Origin of the sequence: Cognatiyoonia sp. IB215182 (genome assembly GCF_033963905.1) — a bacterium.
GTDB lineage: Bacteria > Pseudomonadota > Alphaproteobacteria > Rhodobacterales > Rhodobacteraceae > Yoonia.
In genome coordinates this window covers 425,474-451,331 of sequence record NZ_JAXBMB010000003.1, presented here as the reverse complement: position 1 = coordinate 451,331, position 25,858 = coordinate 425,474, and the positions used below count along the sequence as shown (strand labels likewise).

Here is a 25,858-nt window from a genome sequence, read left to right as displayed (position 1 = left end):
GAGACGTCCCATGGAAAAAGGCAAGGATGACGGCACCAATCGCCGTGATTTTCTCAAATTAGGGGTTGCCGCCCCGGCCGCGGCAGCTGTCGCAGCATCTGGCACTGCAGCATCGGCCCAGCCAGTCGATCTGCAATCTGACAAGATGCAGGATACCGCGCATACCCGCGCCTATCTGGCCAGCGCCCGTTTCTGACGCGACGCACCCACTCTAACCCAGCCGACAGGGCGGATGCCCGCGAATGCCAGGGAGAAAGACATGCTAAAAAGAAAGACCACAGGTGCTGCGCGCCGCGCCAGCATCGAAACCCAACCATCAGGCGGCACGATTGACCGGCGCAAATTCCTGCGCGGCTCTGGCCTGACAATTGGCGGTCTGACCGCCATCGCCGCGACCGGCGGCACCGTCACAGCAGCAAATGCCCAAGGCGCGATTGCCAACGCTGTGCAGAACATCAAATCCGTCTGCACTCACTGCTCGGTCGGGTGTACCGTTGTGGCCGAGGTCGATAACGGCGTCTGGACCGGGCAAGAGCCTGGCTGGGACAGCCCGTTCAACCTGGGCGCCCATTGCGCCAAAGGGGCCGCCGTGCGCGAGCATGCTCATGGTGAGCGGCGCCTGAAATACCCAATGAAGAAAGAAAACGGTGAGTGGGTCCGCATCAGCTGGGAACAGGCGATTGATGAAATCGGCGACGGCATGATGAATATCCGCGAGGAAAGCGGACCGGACAGCGTCTACTGGCTCGGATCGGCCAAGCACAACAACGAACAGGCTTATCTGTTCCGGAAATTCGCCGCTTATTGGGGCACCAATAACGTGGACCACCAGGCGCGGATTTGCCATTCGACGACTGTCGCCGGTGTGGCGAATACATGGGGCTACGGCGCCATGACCAACAGCTACAACGATATGCACAATAGCCGCGCGATCTTTATCATCGGTGGTAACCCGGCCGAGGCGCATCCCGTCTCGCTCTTGCATATCCTGAAAGCCAAGGAACAGAACAACGCGCCCGTGATCGTGTGCGACCCACGCTTTACCCGCACGGCGGCCCATGCTGACGAGTATGTGCGCTTCCGTCCCGGGACTGATGTGGCGCTCGTCTGGGGCATCCTCTGGCACATCTTTGAAAACGGCTGGGAGGATGAGGAGTTCATCCGCACCCGCGTCTGGGGCATGGACCAGATCAAGGATGAGGTCGCGCGCTGGACGCCTGAAGAGGTGGAGCGTGTGACGGGCACACCCGGATCGCAGCTGCGACGCGTGGCCTTTACGCTCGCCAATAACCGGCCCGGCACCGTTGTCTGGTGCATGGGTGGCACGCAGCATACGAACGGCAACAACAACACACGCGCCTATTGCGTGTTGCAGCTGGCCCTTGGGAATATGGGCACGTCCGGTGGCGGCACAAACATCTTCCGCGGGCACGACAATGTGCAGGGCGCGACGGACCTTGGCGTGCTGTCGCATACCTTGCCTGGCTATTACGGTCTGTCCGCAGGCGCCTGGGCGCATTGGGGCCGTGTCTGGGGTGAAGATCCCGAATGGCTCGCCGCGCGGTTCCAGGGGATCAAGGATGCCGATGGCAATGATGCCTCGCTTATGAACAAGACCGGCATTCCGGTGTCGCGCTGGATCGACGGGGTGCTCGAAGACCCCGAAAACACCGATCAGCCATCCGCCGTCCGGGCGATGGTGCTTTGGGGCCACGCCCCGAACTCTCAGACCCGGATGAAGGAAATGAAAACGGCGATGGAAAAGCTGGATATGCTGGTCGTCATCGACCCCTATCCAACGGTTTCCGCCGTGCTGCATGACCGCACCGATGGGGTCTACCTCTTGCCCGCATCGACGCAGTTCGAAACCTACGGCTCGGTCACCGCATCAAACCGGTCGATCCAGTGGCGCGATCAGGTGGTTGAGCCGCTGTTCGAAAGTCTGCCGGATCATGTCATCATCGCGAAGTTTGCCAACAAGTTCGGCTTTGCCGACCGGTTCTTCCGCAATATCGAGATGGATGATGCCGAGACGCCAAACATCGAAAGCGTGACGCGCGAGTTCAACAGCGGCATGTGGACGGTGGGCTATACCGGGCAAAGCCCGGAGCGGCTGAAGCTGCATATGGCCAACCAGCACACGTTTGACAAAACGACGCTACAGGCCGTGGGTGGCCCCGCTGATGGGGATTACTACGGGATGCCCTGGCCTTGCTGGGGCACGCCTGAAATGCGCCACCCCGGTACGCCGAACCTGTATGACATGTCCAAACCTGTCAGCCAGGGTGGCCTGACCTTCCGCGCACGTTTCGGGGTGGAGCGTGACGGGGATAACCTCTTGGCCGAGGGCGTCTATTCCGCAGGGTCCGAAATTCAGGACGGATATCCTGAGTTTACCATGCAGATGCTGATGGATCTGGGTTGGGATAGCGACCTGACGGATGAGGAGCGCGCGGCGATTGATGCGGTGGCCGGTCCGGGCACGAACTGGAAAACCGACCTTTCCGGCGGTATCCAGCGGGTTGCGATCAAGCATGAATGTGCGCCATTCGGCAACGCAAAGGCACGGGCCGTGGTCTGGACATTCCCCGACCCCGTACCGATCCACCGCGAGCCGCTTTACACCAACCGGCGCGATCTGGTGGCGGATTATCCGACCTACGAGGACCGGAAATTCTATCGGCTGCCGACCATGTATGCGTCCATCCAGGCCAAGGATTTCTCAACCGAATATCCGATCATCCTGACCTCCGGTCGTCTGGTCGAGTATGAAGGCGGCGGGGATGAAACCCGGTCGAACCCGTGGCTCGCTGAACTCCAGCAGGACATGTTCGTGGAAATGAATGTGCGTGACGCCAACAATCTGGGCGTGCGCGACGGTGCGCAGGTTTGGGTCGAAGGGCCTGAGGGCGGCAAGGTCAAGGTGATGGCTATGGTGACCGACCGGGTGGGTGAAGGCGTTGCCTTCATGCCATTCCACTTTGGCGGGCATTTCGAAGGGGTGGATCAGCGGTCCAAGTATCCGGACGGCGCCGACCCCTATGTGCTGGGCGAAAGTACCAACACCGCACAGACCTACGGCTATGATTCAGTGACCCAGATGCAAGAGACGAAAGCCACGCTCTGCAAAATCTCGGTAGCGTAAGGAGGAGATGAAAAATGGGTGCAAGAGCTAAATTTCTTGTCGACGCCGAACGCTGCATTGAATGCAATGCCTGTGTGACGGCCTGTAAGAACGAACACGAAGTGCCTTGGGGCATCAACCGCCGCAAGGTGGTGACGATCAATGACGGCAAACCAGGCGAACGCTCGATCTCGGTCGCCTGTATGCATTGTTCGGACGCGCCATGCATGGCCGTGTGTCCGGTCGATTGCTTCTATCAGAACGAAGAAGGGATCGTCCTGCATTCCAAGGACCTGTGCATTGGCTGCGGTTACTGCTTCTATGCGTGCCCCTTCGGCGCGCCGCAATTCCCGCAGGCGGGCAATTTCGGCTCCCGTGGCAAGATGGACAAGTGTACTTTCTGCGCCGGTGGCCCGGAAGAGAACCACTCCACCGCCGAATTCGCCAAATATGGGCGCAACCGGATCGCCGAGGGCAAGCTGCCCATCTGTGCCGAGATGTGTGCGACCAAGGCGCTGCTCGCCGGTGATGGTGACGAAGTGTCCAGCATCTACCGCGAACGTGTCGTGGCCCGTGGCTTCGGCTCTGGCGCATGGGGCTGGGGTACGGCTTACGATCAAAAGGGCGGTTAAGCCTCTGATCCGGGGCGGCTTTTTGCGCCGCCCCCAATACGTTTTTCTGACGACCAAGGAGCATGTCCATGATCCGGGCCCTTTTCGCGTCCATGCTGTTCAGTCTCTTTGCCCTCAGCGCTGTGGCGCAGGAGGCACCTGCGCCGGACCGGACGGCGACAGGCGGCGCGCAGACTCTCGAAGACATCATGGCGCGGCAGCAGCAGTTGCAGATCGATGACAGCTTCCGCAGTGAGGCACTGGGCAATCCGGACGCCGCCGCGCCGTTGACTGATGATCTGGGCGCGCGCGGCGGGCTTTCGGACAGCGAGCTGTGGCGCGGTCTGCGCTTTGACGCGGCGGATGTGACCACGCAGGCGCGAGGTGATGCGCCTGCGGTGCTAATCCAGGACAGCGGGATGTGGTGGTATGAATTCCGGCAGGGGCCGCTGATGACGTTCGGGACCTATATCCTATTGGGAACGCTGGGCCTATTGGTCCTATTCTTCGTGCTGCGCGGGCGTATCCGCATTGATGGCGAAAAGACGGGGCGTACGATCACACGGTTCAAGGCGATTGAGCGTTTTGGCCATTGGCTGATGGCCGGATCGTTTATCCTGCTTGGCATCACCGGGCTGATCACGCTTTTTGGGCGCAAGGTGATCATCCCGACCTTTGGGCATGAGAGTTTTGCGACAATCGCGCTGGCCTCGAAATGGATCCACAACAACGTCTCATGGGCCTTCATGCTGGGCCTGATCATGATCTTTTTCATGTGGGTTCTGGAGAATATCCCGAACCGCACCGACCTGCGCTGGATCGCTGTGGGTGGAGGCCTTTTCAAGAAGGGCGTGCATCCGCCAGCCAAGAAATTCAATGCAGGCCAAAAGGTTATCTTCTGGTCTTGCATCATTCTGGGGGGCTCGATCTCCGCCTCTGGCTTGTCTTTGCTCTTCCCGTTTGAGCTGCCGATGTTCGCCAAGACCTTCGCCGCGCTCAACGCCACCGGCATCCCGCAGTTCATTGGCTTCGGCGTCTTGCCGACCGAGTTGACGCCCCATGCTGAGATGCAATATGCCCAGCTGTGGCATGCGCTTGTGTCCTTCGTGCTGATGGCCATCATCATCGCCCATATCTATATCGGCTCAGTCGGGATGGAGGGGGCCTATGACGCAATGGGCACCGGCGAGGTCGAGGAACAATGGGCCCGCGAACACCACAGCCTGTGGGTGGAAGAGGTCAAGGCCAAAGAGGCCGAGGCCCCCACGGGCGCGACCCCGGCAGAGTAGGAGCACGCAATGAAAGTCATGCTGACCGCCTTTGCCGTCACAGCCCTGATTTCGGTGGGCGCCTATTATGGCCTGCACGCGGCGGGGTTCGGCGCGGCAGACAGCACCGCCAGCGCGTCGGTCCGGTTAGGTGATTGATGCAAGTGTTCAATGGTAGCGGAGCCTCTGGCAGGAATTGCCGTACGATACCGTTGGATGAAAGACGCAATGACTTCGCATTGCAAAATGCGGACGGGGTGGACATTATCGGTAGCTGCGCCAACAGTCGGTTTCAAGAACGTCTGTTCAACTCAATCAGCTGTTCAAAACAGACCTCGCAAAGAAGACGGATCTTAGCAAATCCTTCTGTCTTGTCGTTCCAGTCCCCACCATTTGCCAATAGATAGTCGTCGCACTCACCGCACCATCCGTTGTATTGGTCGTTTTCGTCTCGAACGAATACTAGCCCCCGCTCAATACCATCGCTCAAAGACTCGACTGAGTGAGAGCACGCATAGGCCGGATTATTCTTGCCATGCTTGTTGCAGTGCATCTTCTTTTCTTCTGGCGACCTCGGTCACCTTTCTCTGAGTTGTTCTCGCCTAGTCGATGTTGACACCGATAAGCTTCGCAGTGTCGGTCAATGACGGGTTCCCGACAGACAATTGCTGCGTTTCAAATGGATAACCGTTCAATATCAAATCTGCCTCCCTTTTTGGTGCAGATTCAATGATGCACACGACATCGGTTTTCGGATGTTGCCTTAGCGATGATCAACAATTGGGCATCATTTGTGGCGCTTCCCTCTAGTCCCCATCTGCCACGCCTTCCTGCCGCAGCCGCGCGCGGCGGGCGCGGTAGCTGGGAAGGATGATGAGGAGGGCTGCAATGACCAGAAGGCCCAGGGTCAGCGGCCGTTCGTAGATGAAGGATGGTCCGTCGAAGAGGTTCATGGAGCGGGAGAAGTTGTTCTCAAGCATTGGACCAAGGATGAAACCGATCAGGAGCGGCGCGAGCGGGTAGTCGGCGAAACGCAGGATTGTCGCGCAGACGCCGAGGCCCACGAGGATCAGAAGTTCGGTCGCGTTGTTCTGGCCGATATAGGCGCCCATCAGCGTGAAGAATAGGATGAACGGAATCAGGAAGGTGCGCGGGACGGCGAGGATTTTCGCGATATAGGGGATCAGCGGCAGGTTCAGCATCAAGAGGATCACGTTGCCGACATACATGGAGATGATAACGGCCCAGAAGACCTCTGGCTCATCGATCATCAGGCGGGGCCCGGGCGAGACGTTGAGGGCGATCAGAGCGCCCAAGAGGATCGCGGTTGTGCCGGAGCCGGGGATGCCGAGCGTCAGAAGCGGCACGAAGGAACCCGTTGCGGCGGCGTTGTTGGCGCTTTCAGGGGCGGCGAGGCCTTTGATGCTGCCTTTGCCGAATTCTGCCTGATCTTCCTTGCTGGCGATATTGCGCTCCACCGCGTAGCCGAGGAATGAGGCGATCGTGGCCCCGGCACCAGGCAAGACGCCGATGAAGAAGCCCTGGATCGACTGGCGCCCGACAACGGGTGCGATCTGGCGGGCCTCGGAGCGGGTGATGCGCAGGTCCTTGATCTCGGACGAGCCGCCATCGGATTTGGAGCGGTTGGGATCGAGAATCAGATAGATCGCCTCGGGCAGGGCGAACATCGCCATGGCGAGGGTGATGAAGCCGAGGCCGGACTGCAGGTCCATGATGCCGAAGGTGAAGCGTGGCTGGTTGAAGAGCACGCCTTCGCCGATGGTTGCGAGCATCAGGCCGAGGACGGTCATCAGGAGCGCTTTGGCGACCTGTCCGGTGCCTGCGAAGGCGGCGATGGCCGAGAGGCCCACAACCATCAGGGCGAAGTATTCAGGCGATCCGAAAAGGAGCGCGACGGTGGAGAGGGCCGGGGCGAAGATCAGAAGCAGGATCGCACCCAGTGTGCCGCCGACAAACGATGAGATCGCGGCGACTGTCAGCGCTTTGCCGGCCTTGCCTTGGCGCGCCAGTGGGTAGCCGTCGAAACTGGTGGCGACGGTGGAGGCGACACCGGGTGCGTTGATCAGGATGGACGAGGTGGAGCCGCCAAAGATCGCGCCGTAATAGACACCTGCGAGCAGGATCAGTGCGGCGGAGGGGTCACCGATGGAAATCGCCACCGGGATCATGATCGCGATGATCGACATCGGCCCAAGGCCCGGCAGCATGCCGATGAAGGTGCCGATCAGGCAGCCGCCGATGACCATCAGGATGTTGGTAAGCGAAAAGGCCGTCGTGAGGCCGATCATCAATCCTTCAAGCATCGCCTAGACCCCCATGAATGCGGGCCAGGGGCGCAGAAAGATGCCTAGCACCTCTTGCACCAGATACCAGATGCTGCCCGCCGCGATGACGGCAACGGGGATCAGGATGTGCAGGCGCCGTTCGCCGAGAACGAGCGAGCCGATGGTGAGAAATCCGACCGTCGCCGCCAGAAATCCAATGGGGCGCAGAAGCAGCGCATAGGCGATCATCAGGCCAATCAGGGTGAGGGCGGGAACAACCTGATATTCCAGCAGCCGCCGATAGACGATGACTGAGGGGTCCTCTTCCCGCGGTTTTTCGTTTTTCTCAAAGCCCAGAAGGATGATCAGAGCCGCGATGATCGCCATGACCGACAGGACCTTGGGGAAGGTCGACGGCCATATGGGATTGTTCCGCATGAAAGGGGCGAGGGCGCCGTCCATCGTGAAAAATGCCGTGTAAGCATAGCCGAGGCTCATCACCAGAATGATGAGCGCGATCCAACGATCAAGCGCCATTGGCTCCTCCCCTTATGTCTTGAAAGTGTCCGGCGGCACACCGCCGGACACGAGATGGCTTTAGAGAAAGCCCAGTTCGCGCATCAGATCGCCGATGACCTGTTCCTGGTTCTCCAGGAAGGTCAGGAACTCATCGCCGCTGTTGTGAATGTTGACCCAGCCGTTGCGGGCACGGACCTCTTCCCATTCGGGCGTGTCGTACATCTTGCCGATGGCGTCCTGATACATCGCAAGTTTGTCATCCGGCAGACCCGGTGCGGCAAAGAACCCGCGCCAGTTAACAAACTCCGCGTCGATCCCCTGCTCTTTCATGGTGGGGGCGTCGGCGAATGTGTCCACACGCTCTGGCGCTGTGACGCCGATGATCTTCACCTCGCCCGCATTAGCCAGATCGACCGCTTCTGAGAAGCCGGTGCTGAGCGCTGTGATCTCGCCTGACAGGAGTGCGGCCATCGCCTCACCACCTGCGTCATAGGGGATGTACTTCACAGCTGTCGGGTCTTCGCCCGCCGCCTGCATCACGATGGCTGCCACAATATGGTCCATGCCGCCGGGGACAGAGCCGCCGCCAATGGCTGTGCCCCGCGGATCATCGCGGTACGCCGCTAGGAAATCGTCCATCGTGTTGATGGGGCTGTCCTTGCCCACAACGATGGTCGCATAGTCACCGATGGTGCCTGCGACGAGCGTCAGGTCACGGAAGTTCTGCGGGAACACGCCCGTGAGCGAGCGGATCACGATGGGGGTGGAATTCACCATCAAGGTGCCGTGGTTGCTTTCGGCGTTTTCAATCAGATAGCCGATGGCCTTGCCGCCGCCGCCGCCTGACATGTTCTCGTAAGTGGCCTGACCGACGAGGCCCGCATTTGTCAGCGCCTCGCCCGTGCCGCGCGCTGTGCCGTCCCAGCCACCGCCGGCTCCGCCGGGGATCAGAAAGTGGATGCTGTCGACCACCTGATGGCCATCGGCCATCGCCGGTGCGCCAAGTGAGACGCTAGCCGCAGCCGCCGCGATCACGGCCCTGCGGGTCATATTGAATAGTTTCATTGTTTTCCTCCCAAGTCGTATGGCGATGAACGCCTTGGAGGATTTTTCACGATCACCGGGCGCGACGCAACCGTCATTTTGGTCTTGATGTTTTGGCGAAAATGACAGCACGTGCCTTCTTTTTTGGCGGTACTTGGCTGTCAGCGGCCCAAGCTGCGTGCGATCTGTTCCGAGAGAGTCAGCAAGGCGGCGGATTGCGCGGCGGCTATGCTTTGCAAGCTTTGATCGGGCATGTCTTGCGTAATGGCGAAGGCGCGGGTGCTGTTTGGAAAATCGATGCCGTCACCGCCGACGTAATACTGGCCTGTCAAGCGAAACACGCCGTCAGCCCCGGCGAGCATCCGGGCGATGCGGATGTCAATGGCGACATCAGGCAGGCCTACAAAGGGCCAGGGGTCCGGCCCAACTCGTGTGTTGAGGATATTCGCCAGTGTCTGCGCGATGTTCAAAGTCACCGCACGGTCGGGCATATCCGCCCAAAGCACGTTTTCATTGATCGCGATCAGCCCCGAAGGCGTTTCAAACGCAACCTCTTCAAGCTCGGCATAGGTTGGCAGGATGACTGTGCGCACCATTGCGCTGCCCACCAATGGGCTGAGCGACAGTTCCGATTGCAGGCGTGGCATGGCCAGCCGGTCAATCGGTGGGGTACAGGCGATCAGCGCCATTGCAGCTAACACGACGAAAAAGCGCACCATCATTACCGTCCTACGATCAGAGAATTGGGATTGCGCTCAATTGCGCGCGCGAGCGAGGAGACTGCATCCGCCGCGATCTGGATATCGCGCAAGGTCGCGCGGGTTTCGGCGCCAAAGCGTGAGCGTTCGCTATAGCTTTCGATCACCTCTTCGGTCCGCGCGACAAGGGCATTGGTGCGGGCGGCGAGGCCAGGCAGACCCCCGACAGCTTCTTCAATGGCCTGCGCGGCGTCATTGGCCGCTTGCAGAGCCGCATTGACGTTGTCAATCGCGCCGCCCTCGCGCACATCCGCGAGAAAGCCGCGCATCTCATCCAGCGCGGTGTTGAGCGTGCCGGGTAGCGCGCCGGTGTCCTCGGCGCTGACGAAGGCCTCAATCGCGTCCAGCGTGTCCGTTGAGGACGCGACAAGCGCCTCAAGCTCCAGCGCGTTTGCCGTCGCCATCAGCGTGTCGATCTGGTCTGCAATCTGCGGCAGGCTTTGTGTCGCTTCTTCGATGTTCGCGGCCGCCTGAGCCGCGTTTTCGAGCGCTGTGTCGAGGTCACCGATCAGATCGACCTCATCCGCGCGCGCAATAATGGCATCGAGATCGGTGATGACATTGCGCAGGTCACCCGGCATCGCCTGCAGATCGTCGTCATTGATCAGGGCGCGGCTATCCTCAAGTAGCGCCAACAGCGAGGCGGGCGCGGCCACCGTTGCCTCATCATTTGCCAGCCGTTCGATACTGTCCATCAGGTCAATGGCGCCATCCATCAGTTCCTCGACAGGGAGGGCGTTGATCCGGGCCAAGACCCCCTCTGCGGTGGCTGCGACATCCGAGATCTCGGACTCGGTTGTCGGGATAATCGGGTATTGGCCGCCCGTGCCCGTCATGATGGCGGGCAGCGCATCATCGATCTGGACAAGCTCAACCAACAGGGCCCCGGACAGAATGTTGCCCGTTACCATCCTTGCCCGCAGACCGCGGGCCACGAAATCGGACAAAAGGACCATTGCGTCATCGGCAGTCGCATCGGCCCCCATGCCCAGCCGCGATGGCTCAATATCCAGCACGGCTTGCAGCCGCACCTCGGCATCCGCACCTTCGCCCACAACGATAGCGTTCAGATCGTTGACCTCGCCAATGCGGATACCCTGAAAGCGCACTTCTGATCCTGGTGTCAGACCGCTCACCGATTCCTCGAACAGAACCGCCACCTGCAACACGTCGGCGTTGGGATCGGTAAACAAGCTGTCCCGGGCGCTTTCTTCGGTGCTGAAGATGTCAAACAGATGGCCATCCCGGATGGGATTGCCGCCGGAGACGATGGTATCAAACGCGATGCCGCCTTCGATTAGAGAAGCGAGCGAGTTGACGTCCAGCGACACCCCGCCCGCACCAAAAGACACGCTAAAGCCGGAGGTATCCCAAAACCGCGTGCTGGTTGTGATCCGGCGGTCATAGGGGCTTTCGATAAAGGCGGTGACCACAACTTGCGTGCCGTCAAAGGACAATTCGGGTTCTTCGAGATATCCGACTTGCAGCCCCTTATGCAGAACCGGTGCCCCGGCCGCCAGTGATCCGCCATCACTCGTACGCAGGACAATGCGCGTACCGCGCTGGCCTGCGCGGGTCAGGACAGGCTGTTCCAGACCGCGAAACTCGAACTGCTGAACATCGGCCTGTGTATCCCAGTTGCCTTCGATGTAGACGCCTGACAGGACCGTATCGAGGCCGGTGATCCCGCGCACCGAGACGTCCGGGCGCACCACCCAGAATTGGGCATCGTCGTCCATGAAGGGGGCAACGGTCTGGTCAACACGGGCATGCACAAGGACCACGGCAAGACCTTCGTCAAACTCGACCGTTTCAACCTCACCAATGGTCACATCACGATAGCGGATCTGCGTCTCGCCCGATGTGATGCCTGCGGCATTCTCGAACGCAATGGTGATCAACGTGCCGCGATCCTGGTAATTCTGCCAGGCGGCGAAGAGAGAGACACCAAGTGCGATCAGCGGCACGAACCAGACCAGCGACAAACGCTGCCACACCCGCCTTTTGATCGGGCGGATATCCAAAGGCGCGGCCCCGATGGGGTCTTGGTCGCTCATGCTGTGTCCTGTCCCTTGTCCCAGATCAGGCGGGAGTCAAAAGCCTGCGCTGCCAGCATGGTGAAAATCACCGATAAAGCAAAGCTGACGGCCGCAATCCCCGGATTGACCGTGGCAATTGTGTCGAGTTGCACAAGCGCTGACAGAATTGCAACGACAAAGACGTCGATCATGGACCAGCGCCCGATAAACTCGACGACTTCATAGGCACGATGACGCTCATGCTGATTGTCCAGTGAATGCCGCTGCACGCTGATCGCCAGATACATGATGACGAGGAACTTGCCGATCGGGATCATGACCGATGCGACGAACACGATAAAGGCGACGCCGTATGAGCCATACTCAATCAGTTCGACCACGCCGCCGATGATCGTGCTTTCGCTGCGTTCAATCAGGGTCGATGTCAAAAGCATCGGATAGATATTGGCGGGGATGTAGGCGATCATGCCCGCAATCAGCCAGGCCCAGACCTTTTGCAGGCTGAGTTCGTCACGGCTGCGCAAGGCGGCGCCACAGCGCTTACAAAAAGCGGTCTCTTGCCGGTGCACCTGTCCGCAGCGCTGACAGGCCACAAGGCCCGCCTCACGGGCCGAGATTATGCCGCTGACCGGTCCAGTGTTTCCCAAATCGAATACCTGCAAATCAGTTGGTCTTTGAGAACGGTGATGATGACGACCCCCGCAAAAGCCCAAAAAGCGGGGCCAATGGTGACTGCTGCAAGCCCTGCAACCTTGATCAGCGCCACTGTCACACCGACGATAAAGATCTCCGCCATGCTCCAAGGCCGCAACCGTTCGGCCAGACCAAAGGCCACGCGTGCACCCGCGCGTGGTTTTTGTTCGCGCACCAAGGGCCCGAGCGCGTAAATCAGCGCGCCCAGCCGGATTAGCGGGATCACGACGATGAAGAATGCAACGGCGATGGCCAATGGAAATGCCAACCCATCATTAAAGGCGAGGACAGCGTCAATGACCGACGTCGCGTTTTGCAGCCCCCCGGCATCAAGCGTCAGAAACGGAAAGCTGATCGCGGCGATCATCATGATAAAGGCCGTGAGCGCGAGGCTGATCACACGTGCGATGGCGGCAGGTTGCGAGGTCATCAACACGATCCCGCAACGCTGGCAATGGGCGCGTGCATTGGGCGGCAATGCGCTGGCCCGATGCAACGTATCGCATTGCGGGCACGCAACCAGATCATCTAATGGTGGCAGTGTAACTGACACGCAAAATCCTTTCGGCTTGTCCCGGATAGCCCCAAGTCTAGCGCGACCGCGCCGGGTTTGACATAGATATGCTATGATCCCGCCTCGTACAATTCAATAAAGAGAGAGCATGCATGCCCGATCCTGTCTTTCCGCCTCGTCCCGTTCCACTTGTTCCGGTGACCACAGGCGGCGCCTTCCCGGTTGCAAGGATTTTCTGCGTTGGACGCAACTATGCCGCCCATGCTGCGGAAATGGGCCACGCGGTGGATCGCGAGGCGCCATTCTACTTTACGAAATCCGCGCATGCCGTGCTTTTGTCGGGTGAGGACATGCCGTATCCGCCGCGCACCGCGGATTTGCATCATGAGATGGAGCTTGTCGTGGCCATTGGTGGCGAGGCTCGTGCCATCAGTGAAGGCGACGCGTTGGGCGTCGTCTTTGGCTATGGCTGCGGTCTCGACATGACCCGCCGCGATCTGCAGGCCGCTGCCAAGGAAAAGCGGCGTCCGTGGGATACGGGCAAGGATTTTAAGAATGCGGCGATCCTCGGCCCGCTGACACCGGCATCGGCGATTGAAGACATCACGCAGGCGACCATTGAACTGCAGGTCAATGGTGAGGTGCGGCAGAGCGCCACCATCGCCGATATGGTCTGGTCGATCCCTGAAATCATCGCGGATCTGTCGACGCTTTACACGCTGATGCCCGGCGATCTGATCATGACGGGCACGCCGGCAGGGGTTGGCCCGGTTGTGGCTGGCGATACGCTCAGCGGAACGATTGATGGCCTGTCACCTGTATCCACGCGCATCGCTTAGGCAAAAGTGACTTGCATGAGGTCTTTTGCTTCGCCAAACAACGTCAAAGTCATGTTTGTCGGAGGAACCCCATGACGCTCACCCGCCGTACCGTGTTTGGTTTGGTCGCTGCCGCTTGCCTCTCGACTGGCGCTGCGGCGCAAGAGGTCACGTTGCGCCTGCATCAGTTCTTGCCCGCACAGGCGAATGTGCCCGCGCATATCCTTGATGTCTGGGCGGATAACGTCGAGGCAGACAGCGGTGGCCGGATCAAGGTGGACCGGTTTCCGTCCATGCAGTTGGGCGGCACGCCGCCGCAACTGATTGATCAGGCGATTGATGGCGTGGCCGATGTGATCTGGACTGTTGCGGGCTATACGCCGGGCCGTTTCCCGCAATTGGAGGTGTTTGAGCTGCCGTTCATTTCGACCAGCGCTGAGGCGACGTCGCGCGCCTATTGGGAACTGGCCGAAGAGCGGATGATGGATACCGATTTTGCGGCGTTTAAACCCCTAGGGCTTTGGGTCCATGGCCCCGGTCTGATCCATGCCAATCGGCCTATTGCCGATGTGGCGGACCTGAACGGGCTGAAGCTGCGCGCGCCCACGCGCACCACGACGACGCTTTTCACGGGGCTGGGTGCCACATCCGTGGGCATGCCGGTTCCTGCGGTGCCGGAGGCGCTGTCGAAGGGGGTGATCGATGGAGCTGTCATCCCGTGGGAGGTCGTGCCGGCGCTTAAGGTCCATGAACTGGTCAGCAACCATACCGAGTTTGGTGACGCGCATCTTTACACGACCGCTTTCATCTTTGCGATGAACAAGGGTGTTTATGAGGGCCTGCCCGATGATCTGAAAGCCGTGATTGACGCCAATTCCGGTCTGGAATTTTCGGCCTTTGCCGGCAGCATGATGGAGGAATATGACGCGCCCGGTCGTGCCATGGCGGAAGAGGCGGGCAACACAATCGTGACGTTGACCGATGAACAGGTGGCAGCGTGGCGCGTGGCCAGCCAACCCACAATCGACAACTGGATAGCCGAGGCGGATGCGGCGGGGATCGACGGCACCGGCCTGTACGAGGCCGCCACAGCGCTCATTGCCAAGCACAGCGTGGGCAACTGACCCACGCGGCGTGATCGGGCAGGAGGCGGGATTGCTGCATAAAATTATCTCCCTACTGGCCCGCGTGATGGCGATGTTGGGTGGGCTTGTCCTGTGCGCCCTTGTTGTGATGGTCTGTCTGAGCATCATCGGGCGTGAGGTGAACGGCATTGCTCATGGCGGGTATCTTGGTGGCTTTGGCGACTGGCTGATCGCGCAAGGGATTGGCCCGATTACCGGCGATTTTGAGCTGATTGAGGCGGGGATTGCGTTTGCGATTTTCGCGTTTCTGCCCCTGACGCAACTGACGGGCGCCCATGCGACGGTTGACATCTTCACCAGCGGTTTGGGTCCCAAGGCCAACAACCTCATCGCCGCGTTCTGGAGCGTGGTGATGGCCGCGATCATTCTGCTGATCACCTGGCGGCTTTTTGCAGGAATGCAGGACAAGCTGCGGTATGGTGAGACCACGTTCCTGATTCAGTTTCCGGTCTGGTGGGCCTATGCGGCGAGCTTTGTCGCCGCGTTGGTGGCAAGTATTGTCAGCCTTTATTGCGCGGCCATGCGCCTGATAGGTGCGCGCACCATATGAGCGATCTCGCCCTCGGTTACCTGTCTTTTCCGGTCCTGCTGTTGCTCATCTTTCTGCGGGCGCCGATTGGCTTGGCCATGCTGCTTTGCGGGATTGGCGGGCTGTGGCTGGCGACGGGTGGCACGATCGTCTTCATGGCGCGGCTGAAGTCCGAGGTTTACACGACGTTCTCCAACTACAACCTGTCGATCATCCCGATGTTCCTGCTGATGGGGCAGTTTGCGACGCTGTCGGGGATGTCGCAGTCGCTCTTTCGTGCGGCGCAATCGTGGCTGGGCCACCGCAAAGGCGGGATGGCAATGGCGGCGGTGGGGGCCTGTGCGGGGTTTGGGGCGATCTGTGGGTCTTCGCTAGCCACCGCCGCAACAATGAGCCGGGTCGCCTTGCCGGAATTGCGGTACTATGGCTATTCCGGGGGCTTTTCGACAGCGACGCTGGCGGCGGGTGGGACATTGGGCATTCTGATCCCGCCCTCGGTCATCCTTGTGATCTATGCGATCCTGACCGAGCAGAATATCGCGAAGCTCTTTGTTGCCGCCTTCGTTCCCGGCCTGCTGGCGGCCTTGGGTTACATGCTGACCATCGCGATCTATGTGCGCATCTACCCCAATCAGGCGGGCAAACAGGAGCGGCTGCCCTATGCCGCGCGGTTCCGGTCACTCTTCGCTGTCTGGCCGGTGCTGCTTGTCTTCGCGCTAGTCGTGGGCGGCATCTATAACGGCTGGTTCACCCCAACCGAAGGTGCGGCGGTGGGCGCGATGGGCACCGGGTTGATAGCGCTTCTTTCCGGGTCACTGAACTGGACGGTCTTCCGCGACAGCATCTTTGAGACGGCGACGGGCACAGGCATGATCTTTTTCATCGTGCTGGGGGCGGGGTTCTATAACGGCTTTCTGGCGCTCACGCAGGTGCCGCAAGAGCTGTCATCATGGGTGACAGACCAAGGGTTCAGCCCGTGGCTGGTGATGATCATGATCCTCGCCTTCTACCTGATCCTCGGCTGCCTGATGGACAGCCTGTCTATGATTCTGTTAACGATCCCCATCTTCTGGCCGGTTGTCTCGACACTGGATTTCGGGATGACGACCGAGGAAGTGGCGATCTGGTTCGGGATCCTTGTTCTCATCGTCGTGGAGGTCGGGTTGATCACGCCGCCTGTGGGGATGAACCTGTTTATCATCAACAGCATGGACAAGGATACGCCGATGACGGCGACCTATAAGGCGGTGCTGTTCTTTGTGGGCTCGGATATCCTGCGCGTGGTGATCCTGCTGATGTTCCCGATCATCACGCTGGTTTTCATCTAAGCGCGTCGCAGTCCCGGACTTGATCCGGGACCTCTTGCTCTACGTTTTGACATCCGGCCCATCGCGGCCTGTGCGGGATTTGATCTGGGCGATCTCTTCTGCGGCGGCGATGACGGGCGCGAGTGCGTCCTCCACCGGCAGTGCCAGGTTTTCAGGATCAGTTTCCAGCCGCTCCAAGTAGACGCGCAAGGTTGCGCCCTTTGTGCCGGTGCCAGAGAGCCGCAGAACGACACGCGCGCCGCCGTCGAACATGATGCGGATGCCTTGGCCTGTTGTCGTGCTCTGATCGACAGGGTCGGTATAGGCGAATTGGTCTGCGGATTGGATGGTCAGACCATCAAAGCTCTGGCCCGGTAGGTCCTCTAGCCGCGCTTCCAAGTCGGTGATCAGCGTCTTCGCCGCATCGCTGTCCACACCTTCATAATCATGGCGCGAGTAGTAGTTGCGCCCATAGGTCTGCCAATGCTCGGCCATCAGGTCCGTCACCGGCTTCTTGCTGACTGCCAGAATGTTGAGCCACATGAGAACGGCCCAAAGCCCGTCCTTTTCGCGCACATGGTCCGATCCGGTGCCGGCACTTTCCTCACCACAGAGGTTGACGCGGCCTGCATCCAGCAGCGAGCCGAAGAATTTCCAGCCCGTGGGCGTTTCATAGCATTGCAGACCCTTCGCGGCGGCAACCCGGTCGACTGCGCCAGAGGTGGGCATCGAGCGGGCGACGCCTGACAGGCCGTCGCGATAGCCCGGTGCGACATGCGCCTGCGCAGCAATCAGAGCGAGACTGTCGGAGGGCGTCACATAAGCACCGCGCCCCACGATCATGTTGCGGTCGCCATCGCCGTCGCTGGCCGCCCCGAAATCGGGTGCGTCATCGCCCTTCATGATCCCCATCAATTCATGCGCCCAGATCGGGTTGGGGTCCGGGTGGCCGCCGCCGAAATCGGGCAGGGGGGTGCCGTTCAGAACAGTGCCTTTGGAGGCTCCCAGGCGCTCTTCCAGCAGGCGATGCGCATAGGGTCCGGTGACCGCATGCATCGCGTCAAAGACCATGCGAAACCCGCCCTGAAAAAGCGCACTGATCGCGTCGAAATCGAAGAGCGTTTCCATGAGTGCGGCGTAGTCGTCGACCGAGTCAACGACACGCACGCGCATCTCGCCCAATGTCGTTTCGCCGATCTGGCTCAGATCAACATCCTGCGCCTCAAGCACCTTGTAGCTTTCGATTGTCTGGGTCTCGGCATAGATCGCGTCCGACACGGCCTCGGTCGCTGGGCCGCCATTGGCCATGTTGTATTTCAGGCCGAAATCGGCGTCGATCCCGCCGGGATTGTGGCTGGCTGACAGGATGAACCCACCGTCCGTCTTGTTGAGCCGGATCAGATGCGATGCGGCGGGGGTTGAGAGGATGCCGTTTTGCCCGACGATCACCTCTGCCGCGGCACCGGCTGCGGCCATGCGCAGGATCACCTGAATGGCGCGGTCGTTGAAATAGCGGCCATCGCCGCCCAGCACAAAGCGCTTGCCCGCGGCCCCGCCAATCGCGTTCAGGATCGCCTGCACGTAGTTTTCCAGAAAATGCGGCGCCATGAAGTCGCGCGTCTGGCGGCGCAAACCCGAGGTCCCCGCCTTTTGACCAGTGATCGGTTGGGTGGGAACGTCGATGACATGCATGGCAGCAGACCTTATATCTGGGCGTTCTGGGCAGGGGCAGGTTGCCCGTCGAATGTAAAATCACAAGGAAGCGCGCGATCAATCACACGTTGCGCGTTCGGAATATCATTGCCTTCGGCCCGGCGCGTGGCGACTGCGCGGGAGTAATTGAGGCTGAGCCAGCGATGGATCAGCCGCGCGCGCAATTCCGGCATCGGCACGTCGAGCCGCGCGGTCACGTCCCAGAGCCCGGCGAGCTCTGACCACGGTGCCTCATCAAACATCAGGTAATTGCCTTCGACGATGACGACCTTCGCGTCCACCGGCACGGCAATGGCACCCGCAATCGCGATGTCGCGGGTGCGATCAAAGATGGGGGCAAAGACTTCTTCGCCTGTCCTGAGCGCCTTGACGAGCCGGATGAAGCCGGGCGCGTCGAACGTCTCTGGCGCGCCCTTTCGCTGGGTCAATCCGCGCGCCTCAAGGATCGCGTTATCGAGGTGAAACCCGTCCATCGGAACGACCGTGGCCTTGACGCGCTGCGCATTCAGCCGCCGCGCCAGCTCGCTCGCGAGCGTGGACTTTCCACAGCCTGGCGCGCCAGTGATGGCAACCAATTGCCGTGTGTCTGCCTTGTCCAGCAGATGCTCTGCCAGCGTGTTGATATGAAGCGTTAAACTGCTCAACTTATGACCTGCCAGCCGAAAGGGTTTTTCCCCGTTTTGCGGAAACCTTAACCTGTGTTTCGGGGTGAGGCGAATGGTTTTTGCAGTGCTTTCGCTTTCTTGCCGACGCCTGATCATTAGGCTGCGGGCAAAAGTGGCCATGGCCGGTGCTTTGCCTTAGGTTTGCACAACAAGACGACATTTGTGAAAGCCTGCTTCATGGCGACATTGCTGCATATCTGGCGCGTTCTGGCGGCGGTTTGGACATCCGCTGGTGAGAAACATCTGGGGCTAATCGCGGCTGGTGTCGCCTTTTTCGGCGTTTTTGGCATTTTCCCCGGGATCGCGGCGGTGATTGCCATCTTTGGTCTGGTGGCGGACCCGGTGATCATCGCCGAGCAATTGGTGCTGATGGAGGATATCATCCCGCCTGACGCCTACCAATTGCTGTCGTCGCAGATCACGCGTCTGGTGAGTGCGCCGTCAGAGGCGTTGGGTTGGGCCACATTCGTGTCGATCACGCTCGCGCTCTGGTCGTGCCGAGCAGGCGTCAGCGCGCTGATCGGTGGGCTGAATGCGATTGCGGGGCAGAGGCTGCGCAATGGGATATGGCAGACCGTGGTGGCGTTTCTGCTGACGATTGCGCTGGTCAGTCTGGCGATTGTCGCCTTGACGGTGGTGGTGCTGTTGCCGATTGCCTTGGCGTTCATTCCGGTTGCGACATCGACCGCGTGGGTTCTGGAAGGCGTGCGGTGGCTGATTGCGCTGGGGGTTCTGATCGTGGCGCTCAGCCTGCTCTATCGCTTTGGTCCCGCGCGGACGGGCGGCCGGGGGCGTTGGGTGACCATTGGTGCGTTTGTGGTGGTGATCTTGTGGGTGGCTGCCTCGGCGGGGCTGTCCTACTACCTGACCAACTTTGCCAGCTACAATGAGGTCTATGGCTCGATTGGGGCGGTGATTGGCCTGCTGCTCTGGCTTTATGTCAGCGCCTATCTGATCCTGCTGGGGGCCGCATTAAACGTGGAAGTGCATGGATATGACTGCCCGCCGTCAGACGAAGATACGTCTTTCCTGCCAGAGGGTTAGGTGACGGCGGCTTTGGTTTTGTAGGTCTGATCATCCCACAAGCGGTTGGTCATGACATCGGCGATCACTGCGATGGCCTTGTCGACATCGGCGGCATCAATAAAGAGCGGCGTGAAGCCAAAGCGCATGATGTCCGGGGCGCGGAAATCTCCGATGACGTTGCGGGCGATGCAGGCCTGCATCGCGGCATAGCCTTCGGCAAACCGGAACGACACCTGACTGCCGCGCCCATCGGCGTCGCGCGGGCTGGCGAGGGTCAGCATGGGGCAGGCGGCCTCGACCCCCGCGATGAATTGCTCAGTCAGCGCGATAGAGGCCCGGCGCACGTCCTGCATATCCACCTCATCCCAGATATCGAGGGCCGCATCGAGTGCGGCCATCTGCAAGACAGGCGGTGTGCCGACGCGCATGCGTTCGATCCCCGTGCCGGGGCGATAGTCGAGATCAAAGGCGAAGGGGGCCTCGTGACCCAACCAGCCGGAGAGCGCGGGTTTGCAGCTATCGATGTGGCGCGGTGCGACGTAGATGAATGCGGGCGCGCCAGGACCGGCGTTGAGATATTTGTAGGTGCAGCCCACCGCGAAATCGGCACCGCAACCGGCCACATCGACGGGCAGTGCGCCCGCAGAATGGGCCAGATCCCAAAGCGTGAGCGCTCCGGCTTCGTGCGCGGCCTTGGTCAGCGCGGCCATGTCGTGTTTGCGCCCGGTGCGGTAATCGACCTCGGTCAGCATCAGGACCGCGACATCGTCGGTTACGTTGTCTGCGACATCTTCGGGTGCCACGACGCGCAATTCGTGACCGCGTCCGAGCATCTTGATCAGCCCCTCGGCCATGTAGATGTCAGTGGGGAAATTCCCGCTATCGGTCAGGATCACGCGGCGATCCGGGACAAGGTCAAGGGCGGCGGCGAGCGCCTGATAGACCTTGATCGAGAGCGTGTCGCCCAGCACCACATGGCCCGGTTGCGCACCGATCAGCCACCCCAACCGGTCGCCCAAGGCGGATGGTTGCGCCATCCAGCCCGCGCGGTTCCAGCCGGTGATCACCATCTCGCCCCATTTCTGCGCCATACAGCGCTCCATGCGGGCAAGCGCAGCCTTGGGCAAAGGCCCCAGCGAATTGCCGTCCAGATACGTGACACCTTCGGGCAGGTGAAAGAGCTTCTTGGTTTCGGCGAAATCGGACGTCACACCTGACCGCCTGAAATCTCGATTGTCTGGCCATTGATGCTGCGGGCACCCTCGGAACAGAGCCACATGAGGGCCGTCGTCGTCTCATCCACCTCCAGCAGCTTGCGGTGGCGGTTGCCTTTGGCAATCGCGTCAATCGCGCCTTGTTCATCGACACCGAAACGCTTCATCAGGCCCGGTAGCTGGTTGCGGACAATCGCCGTGTCCACATAGCCGGGGCAGAGCGCGTTAAAGGTGATGGGCCGCCGCATGAACTCTTCCGAGAGGCCCCGTATCAGGCCGATCACGCCATGTTTGCTGACCGTATAGGGGATCGCGTTCTTCAGACCGCGCACCCCGGCAATGGAACTGACGACGATCATGCGGGCAGGGTCTTCCGGTTTCAGCGTGGACATGGCCGCCTGAAAGGTCAGAAACACGCCATCAAGATTGGTCGTCATGATCTTGCGCCAGGCGGCGAGGCTGGTCGTCTCAAACGGGCCACCTTCGGCGATACCCGCATTGGCAATGCAAATCTGGACTGGTCCCCGTTGCTCTGCCGCGGCCTCAATCCCGTCACGGACGGCCTGTTCATCGTCGATATCCATGACCATGGGGTGCAGGCGCTCTTGCGTGGCGGCAAGCTCTTCCAGCACATCGGCGCGCCGGCCTGTGATGGTGACCTCTGCCCCGGCCTGCGCGAGGGCGACGGCGATGCCCTTGCCAATGCCCGTCCCGCCCCCGGTGACGAGCGCGTGTTTGCCTGCATGTTCCATGATCACCTCCTCGATTTTGCCGCAGGTTAGCGGCCCCAGCCCCGTGGACAAGCCCAAAGCGGCGCGGCACAAACGGTGCATGAAATGGATTGATCTTCCCCCTATCTGGCTGGCGCTGGCGATATTCATGACCTGGTGGATTGCAGAGTTGCAGCCTGCAGGTCTGGCGTTCGGTGGTCCAGTGATGGACCTGTTGGGCGGCTTGCTTGTGGGCGGCGGTCTGGTGCTGATGCTTCTGGCGGTGGCGGAGATGCGCAAAAGACGCACCACGGTCATTCCGCATATGGAGGCGAGCCATCTGGTGACCACCGGTATCTTTTCCCGCACGCGCAACCCGATCTATCTGGGCGATGCACTTGTCTTGGCGGGTCTGGCGCTGCGGTGGGACGCACCTGTTGCGCTGATCCTTGTGCCGCTTTTCGTCGGGACGATCACCCAGCGCTTTATCATCCCGGAAGAAGACCGTTTGCGGCGTAAATTCCGTGCCGATTTCGCGCGCTACACGCAAAAGACGCGACGTTGGTTGTGATGTTAGCGCATGACATGAAATGTCATGGCGGCCCGTCTCTTGTGAAATATTCTTCCGCCCTATACTCCAACACCAACAACCTGACTAAGATGGGGGACGGTCCGTGAAAATCGGCACGCCGAAAGAGATATTTGCGGGTGAGGATCGGGTCGCGATGACCCCGGCCTCGGCCAAAGACTTGCAGAAGCTGGGATATGAATGCCTGATCGAAACCGGCGCCGGGATGGCCGCGGGTTTCTCGGATGCGGCTTATGAGGAAGCGGGCGTGAGCGTGGTGAAGACTGCCGCGGCACTGTTCAAAGAGGCCGATATCATCGCCAAGGTACGCCCACCGGAGGATGCTGAGGTCAAGAAATTGCGCGAAGGGCAGACACTGATCTCGTTCTTCTATCCGGGTCAGAATGAGGCGCTGATGGAGGCTGCCAACAAGAAAGGCGCCACCGTCATCGCGATGGATATGGTCCCCCGGATTTCGCGTGCGCAGAAGATGGATGCGCTGTCGTCGATGGCCAATATCGCGGGTTACCGCGCTGTGATCGAGGCGGGCAACAACTTCGGCCGCTTCTTCACGGGGCAGGTGACGGCGGCTGGTAAGGTGCCGCCAGCGAAGGTGCTGGTTGTCGGTGCCGGTGTGGCTGGTCTGGCTGCCATTGGCACGGCAACGTCGCTGGGCGCCATCACTTACGCGTTCGATGTGCGCCCCGAAGTGGCGGAACAGGTCGAGTCGATGGGGGCTGAGTTTGTATTCCTCGATTTTGAGGAAGAACAGCAGGATGGCGCGTCGACGGGGGGCTATGCCTCTGTGTCTTCACCGGAATTCGCGGCGGCGCAGTTGGCCAAGTTCCGTGAATTGGCACCGGATATGGACATCGTCATCACGACGGCCCTGATCCCCGGCCGCGATGCGCCGGAGCTTTGGACCGAGGATATGGTGCAGGCGATGAAGCCGGGCTCGGTCATTGTCGACCTTGCCGCAGAGCGTGGCGGGAACTGCAAGCTGACCGTCAAGGATGAAAAGATCGTGACGGAGAACGGTGTCACCATCATCGGCTACACCGATTTCCCAAGCCGGATGGCAGCGCAATCCTCCACCCTTTACGCCACCAATATCCGCCACATGATGACCGATTTGACGCCGGAGAAAGACGGCGTTGCGGTTCATGATATGGAAGATGATGTGATCCGGGGCGCCACGGCCACCCATAAAGGCGAGATCACCTTCCCACCGCCGCCACCCAAGGTGCAGGCGATTGCGGCCCAGCCGAAGAAAGAGCCGCCCAAAGAGCTGACGCCAGAGGAAAAGCGGGCGCAGGAAGTGGCCGCTTTCAGGAAGGAAACGCGCAATCAGGTGACATTGCTGGCGATTGGCGCCGCACTGGTTCTCGGCATCGGGATGATCCCCGGCATGCCGGCGAGCTTCATGCAGCATTTCATCGTGTTCGTCCTGTCGGTCTTCATCGGCTTCCAGGTGATCTGGAACGTCGCACATAGCTTGCACACACCGTTGATGGCCGTGACCAACGCGATTTCGTCGATCATCATCCTTGGGGCGCTGATACAGATTGGGTCGACCTCGTGGCTGATCACGATCCTCGCCGCGCTCGGTATCTTCATGGCGGCGGTCAACATCTTCGGCGGCTTCCTCGTGACACGGCGTATGCTCGCCATGTTCCAGAAATCCTAAAGGGGCAGGGCAATGGATAACGCATTCACGATCGCGGCCTATGTGGTCGCTGGTATTCTTTTCATCCTGTCGTTGGGCGGTCTCTCGGGGCAGGAAAGCGCGAAACGGGCGGTGTGGTACGGCATCGTCGGCATGGCGATTGCGGTCTTTGCGACGCTGATCGGGCCGGGGGCGGGGCTGAGCATCGTCTCACTGGTGCTGATCGCGCTTGGGGCGGCTGTGGGCTATCAACTGGCGACGCGGGTCGAGATGACCCAGATGCCGGAACTTGTGGCGATTATGCACTCGCTGGTGGGGCTTGCAGCGGTGTTTGTCGGTTTCAACGCCGACATCATGATCAACTATATCGGCAATATCTATGAGGCGAACGGGCAGGTGCTGGGCGCTGTTGGGCCCGATGGCATCACCGCGATTGGCCTGCCGAAAGAGGTGTACGATGAGCTGAGCGCCTTTGGTCAGTTGATTGCCAAGAAATCGAGCGTCGAGATCGGCATTCTGCGTGTCGAACTGGTGCTGGGCATCTGGATCGGGGCGGTGACCTTCACGGGTTCCGTGATCGCCTATGCCAAGCTGGCCGGGTCATCCTCGTTGTTGCCGTTTAAAGTCGATACCGGGGCGAACAAACTGCCTGGCGGCCATCTGCTGAATGCGGCTGCGGCGGCTTTGTCCGTCCTGCTGCTGTTTGTCTACCTGACCGGCGGCGGTTCCTGGGCGCTCGTGCTGCTAACCCTCGCGGGCCTCTTCATCGGCTACCACCTGATTATGGGGATCGGCGGGGCGGATATGCCCGTCGTCGTGTCCATGTTGAACAGCTATTCCGGCTGGGCGGCGGCGGCGATTGGCTTCTCGCTCGGCAATGATCTGTTGATCGTTGTGGGTGCCCTTGTCGGCTCCTCCGGTGCGATCCTGTCTTACATCATGTGCAAGGCGATGAACCGGTCCTTCGTCAGCGTGATCCTTGGCGGCTTCGGCGGCCCTGCGGGTGAGCAGATGGCGGTTGAGGGCGAGCAGGTTGCGATTGATGCCGATGGTGTCGCGACGGCACTGAACGAGGCTGACAGCATCATCATCATCCCCGGCTACGGGATGGCCGTGGCGCAGGCGCAAACGGCGGTGGCCGAACTGGTGCGCAAGCTGCGGGCCAAGGGCAAAAATGTGCGGTTCGCCATTCACCCCGTCGCGGGGCGCCTGCCGGGGCATATGAACGTGCTCTTGGCCGAGGCGAAGGTGCCTTATGACATCGTGATGGAGATGGACGAGATTAATGACGATTTCCCCGACACAGATGTCGCCATCGTCATCGGGTCCAACGACATCGTGAACCCGGCTGCACAGGACGACCCCAACAGCCCTATTGCAGGCATGCCGGTGCTGGAATGCTGGAAGGCGAAACAGGTCTTCGTGTCCAAGCGCGGGCAGGGGACGGGTTATTCGGGCATCGAAAACCCGCTTTTCTTCAAGGAAAACACGCGGATGTTCTATGGGGACGCGAAGGCGTCGTTGGACACGCTCTTGCCCAAGATCGACTAGCCGACCAAGCGTCTGTGCCGTTCTGAGAACCGCCCCGGATACTGGCCCGGGGCGGTGTCTTTCCGGAAACCGCCAATCAGTAGGTCGGACC

At 60.4% G+C, this 25,858-nt stretch carries 24 protein-coding genes; 13 read left to right on the top strand and 11 right to left on the bottom strand.

Going from position 1 to position 25,858, the window contains the following annotated elements; translation table 11 throughout:
* The first annotated feature begins 10 nt into the window (after nucleotides 1-10).
* The 5 genes from SLH47_RS08540 (at nucleotide 11) to SLH47_RS08520 (ending at nucleotide 5,162) form a co-directional block, all read left to right on the top strand.
* Nucleotides 11-196, top strand: a complete 186-nt coding sequence (locus tag SLH47_RS08540) for a twin-arginine translocation signal domain-containing protein (RefSeq protein WP_320239049.1) — start codon at nucleotides 11-13, stop codon at nucleotides 194-196.
* A 63-nt stretch (nucleotides 197-259) separates the two neighbouring features.
* Nucleotides 260-3,145 carry a formate dehydrogenase subunit alpha gene (locus tag SLH47_RS08535; protein WP_320239048.1) on the top strand — a complete coding sequence of 962 codons (2,886 nt, stop codon included), beginning with the start codon at nucleotides 260-262 and terminating at the stop codon, nucleotides 3,143-3,145.
* 14 nt (nucleotides 3,146-3,159) lie between these two features.
* On the top strand, nucleotides 3,160-3,756 hold the full coding sequence (gene fdh3B, locus SLH47_RS08530; protein WP_320239047.1) for a formate dehydrogenase FDH3 subunit beta: 597 nt from the start codon (nucleotides 3,160-3,162) through the stop codon (nucleotides 3,754-3,756).
* Nucleotides 3,757-3,824: 68 nt separating this feature from the next.
* On the top strand, nucleotides 3,825-5,024 hold the full coding sequence (locus SLH47_RS08525) for a formate dehydrogenase subunit gamma (protein ID WP_320239046.1): 1,200 nt from the start codon (nucleotides 3,825-3,827) through the stop codon (nucleotides 5,022-5,024).
* 9 nt (nucleotides 5,025-5,033) lie between these two features.
* The gene (locus SLH47_RS08520) at nucleotides 5,034-5,162 is read left to right on the top strand and encodes a hypothetical protein (protein ID WP_320239045.1); all 129 of its coding nucleotides are present in this window, start codon (nucleotides 5,034-5,036) and stop codon (nucleotides 5,160-5,162) included.
* A 647-nt stretch (nucleotides 5,163-5,809) separates the two neighbouring features.
* On the opposite strand, the gene SLH47_RS08515 is transcribed toward SLH47_RS08520, so the two are convergent.
* The 7 genes from SLH47_RS08515 to SLH47_RS08485 all read right to left on the bottom strand — a co-directional run bounded on the left by SLH47_RS08515 (nucleotide 5,810) and on the right by SLH47_RS08485 (nucleotide 12,894).
* Nucleotides 5,810-7,327: a tripartite tricarboxylate transporter permease gene (locus SLH47_RS08515; RefSeq protein ID WP_320239044.1), complete on the bottom strand. Its 1,518-nt coding sequence runs from the start codon at nucleotides 7,325-7,327 to the stop codon at nucleotides 5,810-5,812.
* Nucleotides 7,328-7,330: 3 nt separating this feature from the next.
* Complete coding sequence (locus tag SLH47_RS08510) at nucleotides 7,331-7,825, bottom strand: tripartite tricarboxylate transporter TctB family protein (RefSeq protein ID WP_320239043.1); 495 nt, start codon at nucleotides 7,823-7,825, stop codon at nucleotides 7,331-7,333.
* A gap of 60 nt (nucleotides 7,826-7,885) precedes the next feature.
* The gene (locus SLH47_RS08505) at nucleotides 7,886-8,872 is read right to left on the bottom strand and encodes a tripartite tricarboxylate transporter substrate binding protein (protein ID WP_320239042.1); all 987 of its coding nucleotides are present in this window, start codon (nucleotides 8,870-8,872) and stop codon (nucleotides 7,886-7,888) included.
* A gap of 140 nt (nucleotides 8,873-9,012) precedes the next feature.
* Nucleotides 9,013-9,570 (bottom strand): membrane integrity-associated transporter subunit PqiC, encoded by a 558-nt coding sequence (locus SLH47_RS08500; RefSeq protein WP_320239041.1) that lies wholly within the window; start codon nucleotides 9,568-9,570, stop codon nucleotides 9,013-9,015.
* A 2-nt stretch (nucleotides 9,571-9,572) separates the two neighbouring features.
* Nucleotides 9,573-11,666: an intermembrane transport protein PqiB gene (locus SLH47_RS08495; protein ID WP_320239040.1), complete on the bottom strand. Its 2,094-nt coding sequence runs from the start codon at nucleotides 11,664-11,666 to the stop codon at nucleotides 9,573-9,575.
* The gene (locus SLH47_RS08490; protein WP_320239039.1) at nucleotides 11,663-12,295 is read right to left on the bottom strand and encodes a paraquat-inducible protein A; all 633 of its coding nucleotides are present in this window, start codon (nucleotides 12,293-12,295) and stop codon (nucleotides 11,663-11,665) included. Before SLH47_RS08490 ends, SLH47_RS08495 begins: the two co-directional genes overlap by 4 nt.
* The gene (locus SLH47_RS08485; protein WP_320239038.1) at nucleotides 12,265-12,894 is read right to left on the bottom strand and encodes a paraquat-inducible protein A; all 630 of its coding nucleotides are present in this window, start codon (nucleotides 12,892-12,894) and stop codon (nucleotides 12,265-12,267) included. Before SLH47_RS08485 ends, SLH47_RS08490 begins: the two co-directional genes overlap by 31 nt.
* A 113-nt stretch (nucleotides 12,895-13,007) precedes the next feature.
* On the opposite strand from SLH47_RS08485, the gene SLH47_RS08480 reads away from it, so the two are divergent.
* The 4 genes from SLH47_RS08480 (at nucleotide 13,008) to SLH47_RS08465 (ending at nucleotide 16,675) form a co-directional block, all read left to right on the top strand.
* A complete protein-coding gene (locus tag SLH47_RS08480; RefSeq protein ID WP_320239037.1) occupies nucleotides 13,008-13,694 on the top strand; it encodes a fumarylacetoacetate hydrolase family protein in 687 nt (228 codons plus the stop codon).
* A 71-nt stretch (nucleotides 13,695-13,765) separates the two neighbouring features.
* The gene (locus SLH47_RS08475) at nucleotides 13,766-14,797 is read left to right on the top strand and encodes a TRAP transporter substrate-binding protein (protein WP_320239036.1); all 1,032 of its coding nucleotides are present in this window, start codon (nucleotides 13,766-13,768) and stop codon (nucleotides 14,795-14,797) included.
* A 34-nt stretch (nucleotides 14,798-14,831) separates the two neighbouring features.
* Nucleotides 14,832-15,368 (top strand): TRAP transporter small permease, encoded by a 537-nt coding sequence (locus tag SLH47_RS08470; protein WP_413785632.1) that lies wholly within the window; start codon nucleotides 14,832-14,834, stop codon nucleotides 15,366-15,368.
* Entirely contained in the window at nucleotides 15,365-16,675 is a 1,311-nt protein-coding gene (locus tag SLH47_RS08465; RefSeq protein WP_320239034.1) for a TRAP transporter large permease, read from the top strand. The genes SLH47_RS08470 and SLH47_RS08465 overlap by 4 nt, the downstream gene beginning before the upstream one ends.
* A gap of 39 nt (nucleotides 16,676-16,714) precedes the next feature.
* On the opposite strand, the gene SLH47_RS08460 is transcribed toward SLH47_RS08465, so the two are convergent.
* Together SLH47_RS08460 and SLH47_RS08455 are read right to left on the bottom strand one after the other, a co-directional pair.
* Nucleotides 16,715-18,346, bottom strand: coding sequence for an alpha-D-glucose phosphate-specific phosphoglucomutase (locus SLH47_RS08460; protein ID WP_320239033.1), 1,632 nt, complete (start codon nucleotides 18,344-18,346; stop codon nucleotides 16,715-16,717).
* A gap of 11 nt (nucleotides 18,347-18,357) precedes the next feature.
* Complete coding sequence (locus tag SLH47_RS08455) at nucleotides 18,358-19,011, bottom strand: nucleoside/nucleotide kinase family protein (protein ID WP_320239032.1); 654 nt, start codon at nucleotides 19,009-19,011, stop codon at nucleotides 18,358-18,360.
* 198 nt (nucleotides 19,012-19,209) lie between these two features.
* On the opposite strand from SLH47_RS08455, the gene SLH47_RS08450 reads away from it, so the two are divergent.
* Complete coding sequence (locus SLH47_RS08450; RefSeq protein ID WP_320239031.1) at nucleotides 19,210-20,076, top strand: YihY/virulence factor BrkB family protein; 867 nt, start codon at nucleotides 19,210-19,212, stop codon at nucleotides 20,074-20,076.
* Here SLH47_RS08450 and kynU read toward each other — a convergent pair.
* The gene (gene kynU / locus SLH47_RS08445; RefSeq protein WP_320239030.1) at nucleotides 20,073-21,269 is read right to left on the bottom strand and encodes a kynureninase; all 1,197 of its coding nucleotides are present in this window, start codon (nucleotides 21,267-21,269) and stop codon (nucleotides 20,073-20,075) included. The genes SLH47_RS08450 and kynU overlap by 4 nt on opposite strands.
* The gene (locus SLH47_RS08440; RefSeq protein ID WP_320239029.1) at nucleotides 21,266-22,024 is read right to left on the bottom strand and encodes an SDR family oxidoreductase; all 759 of its coding nucleotides are present in this window, start codon (nucleotides 22,022-22,024) and stop codon (nucleotides 21,266-21,268) included. The genes kynU and SLH47_RS08440 overlap by 4 nt, the downstream gene beginning before the upstream one ends.
* Before the next feature lie 79 nt (nucleotides 22,025-22,103).
* Here SLH47_RS08440 and SLH47_RS08435 point away from each other — a divergent pair, with 79 nt between their 5' ends.
* The 3 genes from SLH47_RS08435 (at nucleotide 22,104) to SLH47_RS08425 (ending at nucleotide 25,767) form a co-directional block, all read left to right on the top strand.
* Nucleotides 22,104-22,553: an isoprenylcysteine carboxylmethyltransferase family protein gene (locus tag SLH47_RS08435; RefSeq protein ID WP_320239028.1), complete on the top strand. Its 450-nt coding sequence runs from the start codon at nucleotides 22,104-22,106 to the stop codon at nucleotides 22,551-22,553.
* 103 nt (nucleotides 22,554-22,656) lie between these two features.
* Complete coding sequence (locus SLH47_RS08430) at nucleotides 22,657-24,237, top strand: Re/Si-specific NAD(P)(+) transhydrogenase subunit alpha (RefSeq protein WP_320239027.1); 1,581 nt, start codon at nucleotides 22,657-22,659, stop codon at nucleotides 24,235-24,237.
* A gap of 12 nt (nucleotides 24,238-24,249) precedes the next feature.
* Nucleotides 24,250-25,767 (top strand): NAD(P)(+) transhydrogenase (Re/Si-specific) subunit beta, encoded by a 1,518-nt coding sequence (locus SLH47_RS08425; RefSeq protein ID WP_320239026.1) that lies wholly within the window; start codon nucleotides 24,250-24,252, stop codon nucleotides 25,765-25,767.
* Nucleotides 25,768-25,858: the final 91 nt, after the last annotated feature.

Coding starts and splice junctions, on each gene's coding strand:
- SLH47_RS08495 (WP_320239040.1), bottom strand. CDS start 11,666: ATGAGCGACCAAGACCCCATCGGGGCCGCGCCTTTGGATATCCGCCCG.
- SLH47_RS08450 (WP_320239031.1), top strand. CDS start 19,210: ATGGCGACATTGCTGCATATCTGGCGCGTTCTGGCGGCGGTTTGGACA.
- SLH47_RS08475 (WP_320239036.1), top strand. CDS start 13,766: ATGACGCTCACCCGCCGTACCGTGTTTGGTTTGGTCGCTGCCGCTTGC.
- SLH47_RS08440 (WP_320239029.1), bottom strand. CDS start 22,024: ATGGAACATGCAGGCAAACACGCGCTCGTCACCGGGGGCGGGACGGGC.
- SLH47_RS08465 (WP_320239034.1), top strand. CDS start 15,365: ATGAGCGATCTCGCCCTCGGTTACCTGTCTTTTCCGGTCCTGCTGTTG.
- SLH47_RS08505 (WP_320239042.1), bottom strand. CDS start 8,872: ATGAAACTATTCAATATGACCCGCAGGGCCGTGATCGCGGCGGCTGCG.
- SLH47_RS08515 (WP_320239044.1), bottom strand. CDS start 7,327: ATGCTTGAAGGATTGATGATCGGCCTCACGACGGCCTTTTCGCTTACC.
- SLH47_RS08500 (WP_320239041.1), bottom strand. CDS start 9,570: ATGGTGCGCTTTTTCGTCGTGTTAGCTGCAATGGCGCTGATCGCCTGT.
- SLH47_RS08510 (WP_320239043.1), bottom strand. CDS start 7,825: ATGGCGCTTGATCGTTGGATCGCGCTCATCATTCTGGTGATGAGCCTC.
- SLH47_RS08540 (WP_320239049.1), top strand. CDS start 11: ATGGAAAAAGGCAAGGATGACGGCACCAATCGCCGTGATTTTCTCAAA.
- SLH47_RS08480 (WP_320239037.1), top strand. CDS start 13,008: ATGCCCGATCCTGTCTTTCCGCCTCGTCCCGTTCCACTTGTTCCGGTG.
- SLH47_RS08520 (WP_320239045.1), top strand. CDS start 5,034: ATGAAAGTCATGCTGACCGCCTTTGCCGTCACAGCCCTGATTTCGGTG.
- SLH47_RS08435 (WP_320239028.1), top strand. CDS start 22,104: ATGAAATGGATTGATCTTCCCCCTATCTGGCTGGCGCTGGCGATATTC.
- SLH47_RS08525 (WP_320239046.1), top strand. CDS start 3,825: ATGATCCGGGCCCTTTTCGCGTCCATGCTGTTCAGTCTCTTTGCCCTC.
- SLH47_RS08460 (WP_320239033.1), bottom strand. CDS start 18,346: ATGCATGTCATCGACGTTCCCACCCAACCGATCACTGGTCAAAAGGCG.
- fdh3B (WP_320239047.1), top strand. CDS start 3,160: ATGGGTGCAAGAGCTAAATTTCTTGTCGACGCCGAACGCTGCATTGAA.
- SLH47_RS08425 (WP_320239026.1), top strand. CDS start 24,250: ATGGATAACGCATTCACGATCGCGGCCTATGTGGTCGCTGGTATTCTT.
- SLH47_RS08535 (WP_320239048.1), top strand. CDS start 260: ATGCTAAAAAGAAAGACCACAGGTGCTGCGCGCCGCGCCAGCATCGAA.